This is a genomic window from Streptomyces sp. NPDC002838, from assembly GCF_040295365.1.
GTDB lineage: Bacteria > Actinomycetota > Actinomycetes > Streptomycetales > Streptomycetaceae > Streptomyces.
Genome location: NZ_JBEOVF010000103.1, coordinates 1 through 15,660, shown reverse-complemented (window position 1 = coordinate 15,660; position 15,660 = coordinate 1). Strand labels below are relative to the sequence as shown.

Genomic DNA, 15,660 nt, shown 5'->3' with positions numbered 1-15,660 from the left:
CCGCTACGAGAAGACCGCGACCATCTACCTGGCCGGACTCCACATCGCAGGCATCTTCCTCTGGTCCGCCCGATGATCCAAACGAAACGCCCTAGATCATCTAGGCACTCCGCATCCCGCGGTGCGGGCCGGGCCCCTCCAGGTCCCGGCCCGGCCGTCCGCGACTCCGGTCCACCCGGGACGCTCAGGCGATGCCCACCTTCTGATACGCCTCGTCGATCGCCGTCTGCGCGGCGGTCCGCAGCGGGGCGTTTCCGGAGAGGTACGTGCTGGTGACGTCCCGCAGCGCTCGGTGCATGTCCGGGAACTCCGACTCCCTCAGCAGTCGCACCAGGGCGAGATAGATCAGCAGCGCCCACTCCTCGGCCTTGAGGACCGGCTTGCCCGCCGCGTCCACCGAGGTGAGCAGGTGGAACATCGCCTTATTGTGGATGTTGCTGTTGGTGTGCACCCCGCCGTTGTCGCGCGTCGTGTGCAGATAGTCGCGCATGTGGTCGGGATCGCCGGTCCGGGCGGGATCGCTCATGTCGCGCAGCGGCAGCCCGCCGCCGCCCAGCCCGGCCCCGATCTCCCAGTTCCAGGTGCGTACGTCGTCGCGGTCCGGCGCCTGGTACCAGTTGGCGATGATGACGCCCATCGTGTCCGCCAGCGACTCGTTCAGGGCGCCGGACTGGTCCTGGTAGACCAGGTCGCTAGAGGTCTCGATCACCCCGTGGGTCACCTCGTGGGCGTTGACGTCGAAATGGCGGGCCAGGCTGACCAGGCGGGTCCCGTCGGACACCTGGCCGTACCACATCCGCCTCTTCCACCAGACGGCGTTGAACCACTCGGGCCCCGGCCCGTCCTCGTGGTAGGTGCAGTTGACCATGGAGACCAGGTCCATGTCGGCGTCGTCGATGCCGTTCCGATAGAGCTGATCGCGGTAGAACTTCTCCACCCGCTCGGCGTTGACATGCGCCGAGACCCCGGCCCGGTGGCCGGCACCGAAGTCCGCCTGCGTCGAGCCGACCGCCGAGGTCGGCGGCCGGGCGCTCTCGATGTCGGCGAAGTCAAGGTCGTAGGTGGCGATCTGCCGCCACTGGTCGTGCAGAAGGAAGGAGCCGTCCCGGCGGCTTCCCTGGAACCGGTGTCGCACACTGACCTCGTCCTCGCCCTCCAGCCGGGTGGGCACGGTGATCGTGGGTGCCATCCCGTACGACTTGAGGATCTCGCCGGAGTACGCGTCGACAAAGTAGCCGGTGAGCGGGAAGTCCTCGCGCGGCGACGCGCCGAGGCCATGGCCGTGCCGGCCGTCCTCACGGCGGTTCTCCGGCAGTTGGGCCGGCACCTCACGCAGGTGCCAGGCCAGGTGCCAGTGGTCGTTCCGGCTGACGTACGCCAGAGCCGGCGGCGGCAGCTCCTCGGCGCTGACCGTGCTCCCGGTCGCGGCCTTGACCCGCTCCAGCGCGTCCGTGCCCGACAGCTCCGGCACGGAGCCGACGCCGGTCACCTCGCCGAGCTTGCCGTCCATCGAGACCAGCCGCTGGTTGTCGTCGATCTCGACCAGCACCTCGGCGCCGAAGACGGGGATCTCATGCTGGGTCTGCTCGAAGCGGACCAGAGTGGTGCCCGTGCCGGCCTGGTGGCGCTCCGTGCTCAGGGCCAGATCGGGTACCCGCTCGGGCCGGTCCTCCCCGACGGCGCCACGCAGCGCCGGTGCTTCCTCCTGAGCGAGCTTCTCGGCCAGGTAGAACCGTGCGGCGGATTCGGCTGAGTTGAAACCCCGCCCGCCCTCGGCGTCCTCTGGTGCTCCCACGCCGCGAATCGCCTCGGGCCCCGGAGGCGCGCCGCCCGCCTGCGGGTCGTCGGTGAAGTGATAGCGGAATCTTTCCAAATGCGACATGACTATGACCCCTTGTTGCGCCCCTCGCGGTTGCTGCACATCCTTGACGTTCCTGCCGTTTGCACATGCCCCCTTCAAACGTCACACCGCGGTGTGCAGGCGGCAACTGGACGGTTCGGCGCACCGGGTAACCCGTATTCACTTCAACCGTGCGACGTTGAACGGCATCTCCTTACGCCCCGGGATGCGGGAACGCAATCGGGGGCCGAGGATGGAGTCATCGGGAGCCTGTTCTCGAAGCGGCGTGCACGGTCGCGGGCCGCGGCGGGGCCGCATGGCCCTCCGGGCTTCCGGGTCGCGGAGGAACTGAGATGCCCGTGCTCTTCTTCGACATCGGGGCGACCCTGGCGGATGGCCGGCTCGAGGCCGACGGCTCGCTGAAGCTCCTGCCCCGGCCGCGCGTCCTTGCTGTGCTCGACTCCTTGCTTGAGGTGCCCAAGGGCATCATCTCCAACCCCGGAACGAGCGAAGGCGCAGCCACCGCGGCTGCGGCCGCCCTTCACGAGGCCTTCCCCGGCCGTTTCCCGGACGACGGTCTCGTGCACTGGGGTCCGAAGAACAGCCGGAGGCTGTTCGACGAGGCGGTCGCGAGCGCGGAGGGTGCAGGGGCGGGAGCCGTCGGGGCCGCCGCGTGTGTCTTCGTGGGCGAGGACCCCCGGGAGCGCGCGTTCGCCCGGGAAGCGGGGATGCGCACCGCGGCCCACCCCGCGTTCACCCTCGCGGCCGTGGAGAACCGTGCTGTCTTCTGGACACGGATCGAGCTGCCGGAGGGCCGGCAACCGCCCTGGCTGGAGGCGGTCGCGAACGAGGCCGAGATCGTTCCGGTGCATGTCGCCTCCGAACGGCTCGTACTCGCCATGGCCACGACGCGCGGCGTTCAAACACTCGAACGGGCCGGATTCACCGTGGACATGCGGGGATACGTGGAGGACACGGCGGCCTTCCTCGTCCGCGACAACCGTCCGCTCCAGGTCGGCGACGCTTTCGCGGACACCCCGTCCGCCACCCGCTACGCGGCCGAAACGGCGCTGCGCGCCACGGCCGTCTTCGGCTTCGTCGCCGATGAACTGGCGGGAACGGCGTCTCTGCCGGTCGCTTCGCTGGGGCCCGCGCCGGGCGGTGTCTATCTCGCGGCGCCTGCCGGTACCCCGGTCGAGGATGTGCACCTGCCGGGCGCGAAGCCCGGACACATTGAACGGCTGCTGCCTGACCCGGCCCTCCTCGCCCCCCGCGGCGAAGTGCGGCCCGAAGACCTCACCGCGGTGGCCGGTGACAGTCTCCCCTCCACCCGGACGATCGCCGCGGTCCGTGCGGCCGTGACCCCCGACGTGCTGCACGGGCACGTGGCCCGCATCTCCGGGATCGAGCCGCTGGTGGCGGGCCGGCCTCTGAAGGTCCGCAGCCGCGACGCATCGGCCGAGGACAACGAACGGGTCGTCGAGGCGATGGCGCGCCGGTTCCAGGACCTCGGGCTGACGGTCCGACGGTACCCCTTCCGGTGGCGCGGACATCGGCTGTTCAATGTGGAGGCCGAGCACCGTGTCACCGGCGCCGACTCCACCGTGCTCATCACCGCGCATCTGGATTCCACCGCAGCCAACGGCGACTTCTTCGACGCGGACGGCGAGCCGCGCCCGTACGACCCGGCCGTGGACCCGGCACCGGGCGCCGACGACGACGGGAGCGGCACCGCGGGCGTCATGGCTGCGGCCCAGTGTCTGAAGGCACTGCTCGAAGACGGCGGAGCGCCGACCCGGAATGTACGCTTCGTACTCTTCAACGCCGAGGAACAGGGGCTGGTCGGCAGCAAGTTCTACGCACGGGCCGCCGCTGCGGCAGGCGACCGCATCGCCGGCGTCTTCCAGATGGACATGATCGCGGGCCGACAGCAGGGGAGCACGCCCACCGTCGAGATCCACAGCGGCTCCTCGGTGCCGGGCCCGGTCGTGAGCGCGTCCGACGCACTGGGAGGCCGTGTCGCGCGTACCGTCCCGGTCATTGACCCCGAGGTGACGGTCCAGCAGGTCACCGGCGCCGCCGACCCGGCGGTGGGACGCAGTGACCACGCCAGCTTCCACGAGCGGGGGTGGGCGGCCGTCGCCGTCTCCGAAGACCTGTTCTCCACGCCCGACGGCGTGCCCGGGACCGGCACCCGGCAGTACCACACCCCGGGCGACACCCTCCACGACCAGGACCACAGCACGGACTTCGCGGCCACCGTCGCGCGATCCGTCACCGCGACCGCCTTGACGCTCGCCGGTCTGTGACACGTGTTCGCGCCATCCCACCTTCCCCGCGGGCATAACATGCGTCGGCGTGGATAGGACCATATGGCCGGCGTGACGGCCGTTGGCTCTGATCGCGGAGAACGCCGAGCGGTTCCGCTCCGTCTACCGGCGCCACAACCTGTCCGGCCAGATCTTCTTCGCCCACAAGGCGAACCGGCCCAGCGCCCTGGTCCGGCGCCTCGCGACGGCCGGCCCCATATCGGTATCGACGTCGCGATCATCGGGCGGACCGGAGGAAGATGCCCGCGATGTGGAGCCCGGCCAGGTAGATGGCCGCGGTCTTCTCGTAGCGGGTGGCGAAGCCTCGCCACCGCTTCAGGCGGTTGATGCACCGTTCGACGGTGTCGCGCTGTCTCGACGTGCACGGCAGCCCCATCGACTACACACGCCGCCGCACCCTGTTCGCCACCCGCTCCCGATTCATCGACCAAAGCTGGCGCGATCTGCAGCCGCGACTGCGCTCGAACCACAGCCCCGATGCCGCGCACGCCCAACGCTGGATCTTCCACACCCTGACCGGACCACCCCCGCACCTCGCGCACCCGGACATCGCGCCCGCCACCCACGCTCAACGCCAGCAATACCAACGCTTTCGCTGGCGGATCCTGCCGGCCGAGGCCGACCTGCTCACCCGCACCGTACGGGTTCTCCTCGACGAGCACGGCATCGACGAACCGCTCCAGTGGGCGCCACGGCTCCCCACCCGTGCGCTGCGCCACCTCCAGCTGCCCGGGCCCGACCCGGACAGCATCAGCGCCGCCCAGCTCCAACGGACCGTGCCCGGCGCCGACTTCTCCATCGCACACGTCGCGCGCACCCTGAACACCACCACCGCCCACGCCATTTACCTGCTGTCCCAGCACCCCGTCGACTGGAGCCCGCCACGGTTTCGCCCGTACCCAGCACACCGCCACCCGCATGGGGCGGTGGCGCGTCTGGTACGAACAAGACCACTTGTCCCTGCAGGCCATCGCCGACCGAGAAGGGACCAGCCTCGCCACCGTCCGTCTCGCACTCCTGAAGGACGGCACTCAGCTCCGCCCCGTCGGGTCCTATCCGGGCCGCCCGAGGAGGAGATGATCTTTCCGGGAGCAGGGACGGTTGTGCGTGCACCCTCGGCTGTTGGTTGCTGGAACTGCGGCGTCGATGAGACTTGCCGCGGTTGCTGCTGGCAGCAGCAACGGGGGCTTTGGCGGGGTGCCAGGCCCGGACGGTCTTGAGCGCGCAGGCCCAGGATTCGAGCTGGTCGAAGAGGGGGATGCCAGCGGCGGGCTGCTCGCCGGGCTTGAAGGCCGTCAGCCGATCTGCTCCGCCAACTACGGAGCACCCCGTACGGTCCTGGCTGTGGCGGTACGGAACACGGGCCAGGACCGTCGTGTACGCAAAGCGCCTTCGGCGTTTATCCGGTACGAGGACGAGTCGGTGCGAGAAGTGCCCTTCGCGCAGCTGCGGTTGGCGGACTTCGCAGGGCCTGCGCCGTGGGGGCTTTACCCCGACCACCTCCCGGAAGTCGTCCACCGTCGCCACGTACAACATCAGTCCCTCGCGCAGATCGCGGCAGGAACCGGCATCTCGGTCACCACGATCAGAATCACGCTCACCCGTCACCACTGGGCGTGACCAATCATGGCGCGACGTCTAGCCCTGCGTTCCGAAGTCGTCCCAGTCCAGCTCCCACACATAAGCGCGATGGGTTTTCTCGACCGACACGACGCGGTGGCCGTCGGCACTGACCCCGAGCCACGTGATCTCTTCGGTATGACCTTCGAGGGTGCACAGGCATGCGCCGGTGTCGATATCCCACACGCGCACGGAATGGCGGTCCTCGCCGGTGACGATGAACCGGTCGTCCGAACTGATCACGGGCAGTGGCCAGGTTGCTTGCTGCGTGTGCCCGAGGATGTGCCGGCAGTGGCCGGTGCGCAGGTCCCAGATCCGTTTCGTCCCGTCGTTGTTGACTGAGACGGCGGTTGTGCCGTCCGATGTGGACAGGACGCAGTACACGATGCCTTTGTGCCCGGCCAGCACGTGACGGCAGCGTCCCGTGTCCACGTCCCAGACCCTGATCGTGCCGTCCTTGTGATTGGTCAGCGCCACGTTTCCGGCCTTACTCAACGTGTACGTGTTGTGTCCCCAGTCGCCGGACTGCAGAACGTGGCATCGTCCGGTCCGCAGATCCCAGATCCGCGGGCTCCGGTCACGGGCGTGCGGCGCCGTGGCGGACAGGGCGTACCGCCCGTCGCCGCTCAGCTTGACGACGAATATGAAGTCCTTGTGCGACTTCAGCTTCCGCATCCGCTTGCCGGTCATCAGGTCCCAGGCGAGCAGAGTCTTGCCGTCCTTGCCTGCGGCGATCCCGACGCGGCCATCGGCGCTCATCGCGACGCCGACGCTGCCGTCGGGAAAGACATGCCGCTCGCGTCCCGTCGGCACGTCCCAGACCCGGACGCCGTCGCGTCCGTTCGACATCGCCACCTGGTCGTCATCGCTGAACGCCAAGCCGCTGACGTCCTGGTCCAGGCGGTAGAGCTGGTTGCCGTCGCACAGGTTCCACGCGACGAAACCCGGCGGGTTCTCGCCGCTGCGCACCAGCGTCTCGCCGTCGGCCATCAGGTGGGTGGGGGTGCATCCCCGGCACGGGCACGATCTGGCGGAGCCATCCGTCCAGCAGGGCGGTGCGCCGGCCGGCCTTGGCGATGTCCCGCCAGCGATTGAGCAGGGCATGGTGGCGCTGATAGCCGGGCAGGGCGCGCGCCTGGCGGATCTCCGCGGCGGCGGCACCGAACCTGCCGTCGGCCATCAGCGACACCGTTTGCTCGAGAGCGCCGTTCACGACCTCTGCCTCCCTGCGCCGATCGGTGGCTGGGCGCGGGAAGGCGTAACTCCACGTGGCGGTGTGGCGCGCCTGCGCGATCTCCGCCAGCATGACGGTGCCGTGGTGGTCGCCGGTGAGCAGGAACCTGCCGTCGGAGCTGAACGCGGCCGAGTCCACGCCGCGCCGCCACCGCTGCAGGCAGCGCGGGGGATTCAGCTCCCACAGCTCGGAGATGTAGTACGCGGAGGACAGCGCGTACCGGCCGTCCGGGCTAACCGCCTCGCAGCCCTGGTATTCCTCGATCTGCCGCGTGATGTTGTGCAGTTCGCGGCCGGTCGTGACATCCCAGACCTGCATCTGCGCCATACGTGGCGTTATCGTGTGCTCGGTGACGGCGATCCGGCCGTCGGAGCTGACCAGCGCTCGGTGACATCGCCCGTCGATATCGCGCAGCACCCGTCCGGTGCGTGGATCCCGCACCTGTGCACCACGGCCGGGTGCCTTGCGGTACTTGTCGGAGTCGAGCGTGTCACGGTTCCGGCTGCCCACCGCGATCGCGGCGCGGGCGTCCGGCGTGATCGCCACTGGGCCGTGGAACCCTTCGCCGGACGGCCCTTCGCGCAGCACGTACCGGCTGTGCCCGGTCTCGGCGTCCCACACCCGCATGTTGCCCACGTCGTTGAAGGCCAGCACGAGGGAGCCGCTGATCGCGTAATCGCCGTAGTGGTACACCCGGTCGAGCGTCTCCGGGTCGGCCAGGACATGCATGCGCCGGCCGGTGCCCAGGTCCCACAGCTCCGCAGACCCGTCCGAGCCGCGGAAGACCGCGAGACCCGCGTCCGCATCGATCGCCGGGAGGTGCGGGCCGCGCCTGTCCTCGGCCACCCGTATCACCCGCGCGCAGCGACGTTCGGCGAGGTCCCAGATCCGGATGGTGCCGTCGTCGGAGGCCGACACGCCCGTACGGCCGTCCCGGCTGATGGACACGGCACGCACCTCGCGTTCGTGCCCGGCCAGCACCGCCGGCGGTCCTGGCCGGGGCGTCCCCTCCGCCAGATCGAGCGCGGCGGTGATCTCCGGGTCGTCCGGGGCGTCGCGAGCGGCGTCGCGCAGGGCTTGTGCGGCTGCTTCCGGGTCGCCACGCTCCAGGTGCACGAGCCCTTGCAGATACCCGGCTCGTGGGCCGTCGAGCGCTTGCAGGTCGGCGATCAGCTGCACGTCGGTCAGCCGTCCGGTACGCCACAGGTGCAGCCCGCGGTTGTACACCACGTGCGGGTTGCGCGAGTCGACGTGAACCGCCTGCTGCCACAGTGCCTCGGCCTCGTCGATCCGCCCGAGGTCGCGCAACGACAGCGCCTGGTTGGACAGCTCGTCTCCCAGCCGTGCTGCCGTCGGCAGCCTCGGCCTGGGGTAGGGCTCCCCGAAGAACTCCTGGTAGACCCCGGCCAGTTCGTCCGCCAGCTCACCCATGTCCCTCGGACGGTCCGCGGGCTTCCAGGCGAAGCACCGCTCCAGCAGGGCTATCAAACCGTCCGGCATGGCCGGGATGCGGGCGTCGCCGTTGGCTGTAGCGCCGTCCGCGACGAACGCCGAGAACACCTCGGCACCGGTCTGCCCGTAGTGGCACGGCGGGTGCCCGACGAACATCTCCAGCATGGTCAAGGCCCATGACCAGGTGTCGGTCGCCTGGGTGAGCCCCGTCCTCGGCATACCCGACTGCTCCGTCCACGCGGCGGCCTCCGCCTGTTCCGGCGAGCAGAAGGCAGGGGTCATCCCGCCGTACCCGGCCAGCACGCTCCCGCCCGGTGGGACGAGCGTGCTCTCGCCCGCCGCGGCGCGCGCCCTGGCCAGCCCGAAGTCGGTCACCTTGGCGGTCCCGTCCCGGGCCAGCAGCACGTTGGCCGGCTTGACGTCCTGGTGGACAAGCCCGTGCAGGTGCGCGTGCTCCAGCCCCCACGCGGTCTGCACCGCGATGTCGAGGATCCGGCGCAGGCTCTCCCGCGGACCGCCCTCGTACAGCATGCCGTCGCGGACGGCGTCGGCCAGGCTGCCCCCGTCCAGCCATTCGGCGAACACCAGCGGAACGCCATCGAGCCTGCGCACATAAACACAGCTCACCGTGTGCGGGTGCTCGCCAAGACCGACCCACGTCGTCGCCTCGGCCTCGAAGTCATCCTCGGCCAGCAGTTCCGCCCGGGGTGCCTTGACCGCCAGCTCGACGTTCCACCCGAGGTGCCGCACCCGGTAGACCAGCCCCATACCACCCGTGCTGATCACATCCAGGACCTCGTACAGATCCAGGATCACCGCGCCCGGCCGCCAAGCCCCCAGAACATCCGCCAACCGCTCACTCCTCCGTGGACAAGCCCCCACTCTGCCACGCTAGTTCGGGACCCCTCCCGGGACCGACGGCTTTCGATCGGCGGGAGACGCGAGATCTTGTGAGGCGTCAGATCCCTCTGAGCGCCGGAGGTGCTGTGAGCGACGACCCGACCGTTGCGCTGTCGGTGGCAGGGCGCTGGTTCACCTTCACCGAGCGCACCACCTGCCTCGTCGGCCGCGCCGACGACTGCGGGCCGAGGCTGCCCGCAGACGACATGCAGGTGTCGCAGCACCACTGCCTGTTCGACATCAACCCGCCGGATGTGCGGGTCCGCGACTTCGGCAGCCTGAACGGGACGTTCGTCAACGGCGAGGAGATCGGCCGCCGCAAGCCGGGGGAGACGCCCGAGGAGGGGGCCCGGACCGTGTTCCCCGAGCGCGACCTGGAGCACGGCGACGAGATCAGGCTGGGCCGGACGCTGCTGCGGGTCGAGATCGTTGCCGGGCAACGGGTGCGGACCCGCGCTTACTGTGCCCACTGTGGCCGTGACGCTGAGCAGGCCGACCGGAACCGCGAGGGCGACATCGTCTGCGCCTCGTGCCGCAACGACCCCAGCGACCTCGTCCGCGAGCTGACGCCTGGCTATGAAGTCGTCCGGGAGCTCGGGCGAGGCGGGCAGGGCGTGGTCTACCTCGCCACGCACCTGGACACCGGTCGCCAGGTGGCGTTGAAGGTGCTACTCGCCCAGATCGCGGTCCAAGGCCGCGCCAGGGCGTCCTTCCTGCGGGAGATCGAGAGCAACCGCGCGCTGCGCCACCCCAATATCGTGGAGTTCTACGACAGCGGTTCGTACGGCGCCGGCTTCTACCTGGCCTGCGAGTACTGCGAGTCCGGCAGCCTGGACGACCTGCTGGTCGCACAGGGCGGCACGCTGACGCCGGACGAGGCGGTCCCCATCGTCCTGCAGATGCTCGACGGCCTGCACCATGCCCACACCGCGGAGCGCGGCCTGGTCCACCGGGACATCAAACCCTCGAACGTGCTGCTCGCCGGGACCAGGCTCACGCCGGTGCAGCCCTTCGAGGTTGAGGTGCAGGGCGAGACTGTCGCCATCCCCTCGCGGATCTACAACGAGGAGCCGGAGGCCGGCTGCAAACGGTCGCTGACTAGAACCCAGCAGATGATCTCGCCTTGCCTGTACGCCCGCACAGTGATGGCCGGGTCCGCCAGCGCCACCTCGAACAGATCGTGGCGTCGAGCGAGCCATGGGTTGTCCCATTCGTGGTGCAGTTGGCCGGCGAGTACGTGTTGGAGGTCCTTGACGTGATCGGCGACGGGCTTCCCGACCTCGCTGTCCCGGGCTCGGCCCGCCGCAGGCTATATGGCGAGTTCATCGCACGGAATCCAGCCTTATCGCACGCACGGAGCGATGCGTGGTGAGTTAAGCCGCGCCGCGACGCATGCGTCACGCCTCCTCATGCCAGGGGAAGCCATCCGGGTCCGCGGCGGCACGGGTCCAGACCCGCTCATCGTCATGGCCGCGGATCTGGTCCAGGAACGGGAAGTCCTCCGGCTGCACGGCCAGTTTGGCGACAGGGGTCACTGGTACGGGACTTGCCCATTGGGCCAGCTGCACCGAGACATCGCCGACCCGCATCCGCGGCTGCAGCTCGAAGGTGCCAGCGGGCAGCAGGTAAACCGTGCCGGGACGCCAGGGCTGCTGCTTCAGCGGCTGCGCGCTGATGGAGAAGTAGTAGTGCGGCTCGCCGAGCCGCTCGCTGCCGTTGGCGAGGCGGGCGCAGCCATTGATCAACGACATCGGGTGGCGGTCCCGGTCCAGGATCGCGTAGTACATCGGCCAGAGCCCGTCGCCGGCGGCGAAGACCGCGCGCCGGTTGCCGAACTCGCTGCTGTCGTCCGGCTGCCGGGGTTCGAAGCGGCTGATCGCCGGGTCGCCCGAGCCGTGCAACAGCAGTCTGCCGCGGTCTGCGGCATGGCAGAGGAACTGCCATTTCGGCGCCTCGAGCCGGTAGTCGATGGGCTCATCGGGACCGTTCGCGAGCGCTTGCTCCAGCAGTCGGTCGAAGGATGCCGACGTTCTGCGGTCCGGGGGTGGAGCGGGACGCGTCATCCAGTACGCAGGCAGCTTCATCAGAGCAGCCTATCCAGCGCACCGCTCGGGACACCACGAATCCGGTTGGATGCGCCCCCGGGTCAGCAGCGAAGCAGGCCGACCATCAGCAAGATCCGGCTCATCGCCGTCACCGCTGGCCATGACGCCCGATCACCCGCCGAAATCTGAAACAGGCACTTACCTTGTCGTTTAACCAATGCGGCGTGGTTTTGTGGCCCACCTTGTGGTGGGCGGGGCGGCTGTATGCCTCACCGGTTGCGAGGACTCTGCCTACTTCATGACGGGTGACTGGGCGGCCGTTCTTCGAGCCCGGCGGCCTGCCGGGCCCAGGACGGGACGGTTTCGGTGCGCTGGCCGGAGTGCCGGTTTTCGTGCGCAGGTTTCTGAACCCCGCCGGACTCGGGCGGGGGTGAGCCTGTTCGGCTCGGCCGGCTTCTCCCAGGGACGCCGGAGATCGGTGGCCAGTGGTCGAACGAGCCGGAGCTGGGCGTAGGCGGCGATCACCAGCCATGTCCACCGGTTGGCCGCCTCCGAGGCTCGAAACAGGGGCTTGGTCCACCCGAGCGTCTGCTTGAACAGGCGAAACGTATGGCTCCAAGTCGAAGCGGCGGAGGAAGGACTGCCAGCAGCGGTCCACGTCGGCTTCAGTGGCGACGGTGCCCGACCACCACAGCCAGACAGGCGTGTTCACCCCGCCGCTGGGCAGCTTTTCCACGACCATGCGGATGACGGTGCTCTCGATGATGGGCAAAGGTCCGTCGTGGTCGCCCCAAGCCGCCCGCCGAGTCAGCCTCGGGTGCAGCCGGCCCCACGCCTGCGCGGTCGCCTTTCCATAGAGGCGGGTGTCGGTGACCGTCACGGCCTGCTCGGTGCCCCAGGTGGCGGAGTCACCAAAGACGAACTCGCCGCCGTGCTTGGGCGGTCGGCCGCCCTTCGGGTCGTAGGCCCGCGGCGGGGTCGGCCTGCGCATGACGCGGTCAGAGCGGAGCCGGCCGAGGAGCTCGACGGGCAGGTCACGCAGCGGGTGAGCGATGCGGGGTGCGTCATATCCGGCATCCAGCACGACCAGGACCTCGGGGTCACCCGGCTTCCATTGGCAGGCGGCGACGAGCCGTTCGACGACTTCACGGAGCTGGACCGTAGTCACCGCAGTGACGTCCGCGCCGGGTTCCAGGCGGACTGCGTCCAGCACCGCCGTCCAGGACATGCGCCAGGTCTCCAGCGCGGCCACGATCGAATAGGGCCAGCCGGGGACCATCTGGTGTTTGCCCTCGCCCCGGCCGAAGGTGTGGCAAAAGGACCGGTCAGGGCAGGTGTTGGCGTCCGGCCGTAGCCACGGCGAGACGTCCGCAGCCAGCACAATCCGACCATCGGCCGCTCTCGGCAACGGCAACGAGGCCACCGCACGCCGCAGCCGGGCCACATCGATCCGTCCCTGGTTCAGGCCGCCGTCGAGGGCCCCATGCTCGCGACGGTGTTCCGGCGCGAGCGCCAGGTCGACCAGCGTCCGCACCGGCGCGTCCGTGCACAACAGCGCGTCGCCGGCGCCTTGCGCGCTCGCGACACCCGACGTACGACCCGTTGCTCGTTCTCGTCACGGCTCGGCCGCGCCCGGAACACCACCGTCCAGCACCCGCCCCCGAGTACCCGAACCGCCCCGCCACCAGGACTTATACCCAGAGAGAGGGATCCAGCACTCGCGGCTGGGGTCAACGAGAGTCGGTCGGGCCCGCGGTCGGCCGGTTCGCGTCCCCGGCCGGTGCGCAGACCTTCCAGGTGCCTTTCTCCTTACGGAAGTACAGACGCACAGCCGACTGCGCCGGGCGGGTGACTCGGGCGCTTGCGGTGTCGTTCTCGACACGGATCTCGGCGACCTCCACCGGTCTGACCGACGGCTGCGGGGACGGCGGCGGCCGGGAGGGATCGAAGTCGTCGTCCTGTGTGATCTCTTGGGCCTCCGAACTGCAGAGCAGCTTGAGGATCGTCGACTGTTCGTCTCGGTCGACGGCGGCGGCGAAGTCCTCCACGAGCGTGCGGATCCGGGTCTCGTCGGTGTCGGCCGGCGTTCGCACCATCAGGTACAGGCCGACGCCGCACGCCGCGAGCAACAGCACGCCGGCGGCCACGACGGCTATGACCCGTGACCGTTTCCAGATGCGATGGCCGGTGGGACCGGGAGCGGCGGGCGCCGTGCCGTCGGGCACTCCGAACGCCAGCGGGCCAGGTGGACCGGGCGGGCCAGGAGGGAGAGGCGGGACTGGTGCGCCCCATGCGGTCGGCGGGGCCGGTGAGGCGGTGGGCGGCTGGGGGGTCTGTGGCGTTATGGGCTGATCCGGCTCGTGTGACACGTGTTCACGCCCCTCCCCAAGCACGGTGCCGTCCAGGGGGATCGCCGACCCCGCAGTGGGCCGCTGGTGCGACGTAGCAGCCTACTGTCCGCCACCTGGGCGACCAGTCCCCCGAATCTACGGTCATCTAATATGATGAGCAATCAACTTCCCGACTGCAAGGTCGCGTTCACGGGGGAAAGGACCGCGACGATGCCACGAGCGGCTTTGACGCAGCGTTGGATACGACTGATCGTCCTCATCCTCACCTTCGCCTTCCTGGTGGTGCCGGCCCCTGCCGCACACGCAAGTCCGGCCGATCTGTGCGCCGAACCGCTGGCCGCGGTGCAGGCGGTCAAGCAGAAGATCACCGCGCATAACGCGAAGCCCCACCTGTTCGAACTGCCACGGCAGCAGGCCGCGTACAACGCCTACAACGCCGAGGCGATGCAGCTCAATACCGAGCAGAGCGCGGCGGTGGCGCGGCTGACGGTCTGCGTCGAGGCGATGAAGACGCTCGAGGACACGGGGTCAGGGTCCCCGGCGCTCACTCAGCCAAAGCCCGCTGACCTCAAGGAGATCAAGGACGCCGCCCAGCAGGTGCCGCAGGGCTGGCAGCCTCCGTCCCCGCCCGCGCAGGGAAAGCCCTGGCGCGTCCCAACGGGCTCGCCGGTCCGCCCGCTCTACCGCGTGCTGCGAGATCTCACACCTCAGACCTTCCGCAATGTGACCCTGGGCGGCCAGACGCGCCCGACGATCGGCGCTCGGGATCCCGCCTACCCGGCATCCTCCGGGTACAAAGTCGGCGGTCCGGACCGAAACGGCCTGTCGGCCGTGTCACCGGACCACGTCATCCCCCTCGCGGAGATCATCCACATGCCCGGCTTCCTGAAGCTCACGCCGCAGAACATGTACCAGGTAGTCAACGCGCGTCTGAACCTCCAGTGGCTGTCGTACAAGGCCAACTCGTCCAAGTCCTCGCGCAGCGTCGCCGGGATGACGGGCGTCGACCCACAGTGGCAGGCGAACCAGATCCAGCTGGAGAACGAGATCCGTAACAAGCTGCTGGATACGATCAAAAAGCTGTTGGAGAGCCAGGGATGAAGGGAGCGCACGGTGTCGCAGGCTGACCTCGCCGCCATGGCGGGCACCTTGCCGGGCCTGGACCTGACGCTAGTCGAGGCGGACTCGGCGGGCCTCGACCAACTGCCGCGCCCATGGCGGCCGATCGCGGCGGAGACCGACCCGCAGACGCGGCTCACGGCAGCGCTCAATCTCTGGAACGCGCCGTTCCTCGACGCGCTGCCGCAGTTCGCGGCGGCACTGCAATCCCGCTTCGCCGACGTCAGGGCGTGCCGGGTCGACGGCGAGTCGGCCCTGCTGTACCTGGCGGAGCACCCTGACGGCCACCTTCTGTCCTGGATCGGGCTCGACCCGGCCGGCTTCGTGAAGCCACGGTTCTGGGAACACATCCCCGAGCCGCTGCAAACGTTTCTACGTCAGGTCCACGCGGGCTTCACCTCCGGCGGGACCACCGCGTTCGGCCCCATGCACCCCCGCCACATGCAGACGCTCGCCGAGCTGGCGGGTGAGCCGGACGGCTTGGCCGACTGGGACGAGGAGCAGGACATCGCCTCGACCCGGCTGCTGCTGCTCACGTCCAACGACGGCATGGTCAACTACTGCGTGTCCCCGGACGTCAAGCCTGCCGAGCTGGCCATCGTGTTCCAGGGTGACATCGACCCGGTCCACTACGGCACAGCGCTGGACAGACTGCTCATGCGGCGGCTGGAGCGCTAGTGACCTGAGTCGGAGATTCGTCGGCAGTAGGCGGCTACTTTGTCGAGGATCTCGTCGGCGGTCTTCGTCCAGATGAACGGCCTGGGGTGTT

The 15,660-nt window shown here is 69.3% G+C and carries 10 protein-coding genes and 2 pseudogenes; 5 read left to right on the top strand and 7 right to left on the bottom strand.

The window, feature by feature from the left end:
* Positions 1 to 184 precede the first annotated feature (184 nt).
* Positions 185 to 1,882: a M4 family metallopeptidase gene (locus tag ABT063_RS50610; protein ID WP_351068869.1), complete on the bottom strand. Its 1,698-nt coding sequence runs from the start codon at positions 1,880 to 1,882 to the stop codon at positions 185 to 187.
* A 311-nt stretch (positions 1,883 to 2,193) separates the two neighbouring features.
* On the opposite strand from ABT063_RS50610, the gene ABT063_RS50605 reads away from it, so the two are divergent.
* Positions 2,194 to 4,149 carry a M20/M25/M40 family metallo-hydrolase gene (locus ABT063_RS50605; protein ID WP_351068867.1) on the top strand — a complete coding sequence of 652 codons (1,956 nt, stop codon included), beginning with the start codon at positions 2,194 to 2,196 and terminating at the stop codon, positions 4,147 to 4,149.
* A gap of 238 nt (positions 4,150 to 4,387) precedes the next feature.
* On the opposite strand, the pseudogene ABT063_RS50600 reads toward ABT063_RS50605, so the two are convergent.
* Positions 4,388 to 4,525: pseudogene (locus ABT063_RS50600) on the bottom strand (IS5/IS1182 family transposase); the annotation flags it as partial.
* Positions 4,526 to 5,316: 791 nt separating this feature from the next.
* Here ABT063_RS50600 and ABT063_RS50595 point away from each other — a divergent pair.
* Positions 5,317 to 5,790 (top strand): hypothetical protein, encoded by a 474-nt coding sequence (locus tag ABT063_RS50595; RefSeq protein WP_351068864.1) that lies wholly within the window; start codon positions 5,317 to 5,319, stop codon positions 5,788 to 5,790.
* 18 nt (positions 5,791 to 5,808) lie between these two features.
* Here ABT063_RS50595 and ABT063_RS50590 read toward each other — a convergent pair whose 3' ends face one another.
* Both ABT063_RS50590 and ABT063_RS50585 read right to left on the bottom strand, forming a co-directional pair.
* Positions 5,809 to 6,465 (bottom strand): WD40 repeat domain-containing protein, encoded by a 657-nt coding sequence (locus tag ABT063_RS50590; protein ID WP_351068872.1) that lies wholly within the window; start codon positions 6,463 to 6,465, stop codon positions 5,809 to 5,811.
* A gap of 187 nt (positions 6,466 to 6,652) precedes the next feature.
* Positions 6,653 to 9,328 (bottom strand): WD40 repeat domain-containing serine/threonine protein kinase, encoded by a 2,676-nt coding sequence (locus ABT063_RS50585; RefSeq protein WP_351068863.1) that lies wholly within the window; start codon positions 9,326 to 9,328, stop codon positions 6,653 to 6,655.
* A gap of 134 nt (positions 9,329 to 9,462) precedes the next feature.
* Here ABT063_RS50585 and ABT063_RS50580 point away from each other — a divergent pair, with 134 nt between their 5' ends.
* Entirely contained in the window at positions 9,463 to 10,635 is a 1,173-nt protein-coding gene (locus ABT063_RS50580) for a protein kinase domain-containing protein (protein WP_351068861.1), read from the top strand.
* Between the two features lie 138 nt (positions 10,636 to 10,773).
* Here ABT063_RS50580 and ABT063_RS50575 read toward each other — a convergent pair whose 3' ends face one another.
* From ABT063_RS50575 to ABT063_RS50565, 3 genes and pseudogenes are all read right to left on the bottom strand, one after another.
* Positions 10,774 to 11,460, bottom strand: coding sequence for a hypothetical protein (locus tag ABT063_RS50575; protein WP_351068860.1), 687 nt, complete (start codon positions 11,458 to 11,460; stop codon positions 10,774 to 10,776).
* Between the two features lie 171 nt (positions 11,461 to 11,631).
* Positions 11,632 to 12,982: pseudogene (locus ABT063_RS50570) on the bottom strand (NF041680 family putative transposase); the annotation flags it as partial.
* A 169-nt stretch (positions 12,983 to 13,151) separates the two neighbouring features.
* Positions 13,152 to 13,646 (bottom strand): Rv0361 family membrane protein, encoded by a 495-nt coding sequence (locus ABT063_RS50565; protein ID WP_351068858.1) that lies wholly within the window; start codon positions 13,644 to 13,646, stop codon positions 13,152 to 13,154.
* Positions 13,647 to 13,982: 336 nt separating this feature from the next.
* On the opposite strand from ABT063_RS50565, the gene ABT063_RS50560 reads away from it, so the two are divergent.
* Together ABT063_RS50560 and ABT063_RS50555 are read left to right on the top strand one after the other, a co-directional pair.
* Positions 13,983 to 14,873, top strand: coding sequence for a hypothetical protein (locus ABT063_RS50560; RefSeq protein WP_351068857.1), 891 nt, complete (start codon positions 13,983 to 13,985; stop codon positions 14,871 to 14,873).
* 12 nt (positions 14,874 to 14,885) lie between these two features.
* Positions 14,886 to 15,569 (top strand): hypothetical protein, encoded by a 684-nt coding sequence (locus ABT063_RS50555; RefSeq protein ID WP_351068854.1) that lies wholly within the window; start codon positions 14,886 to 14,888, stop codon positions 15,567 to 15,569.
* Positions 15,570 to 15,660: the final 91 nt, after the last annotated feature.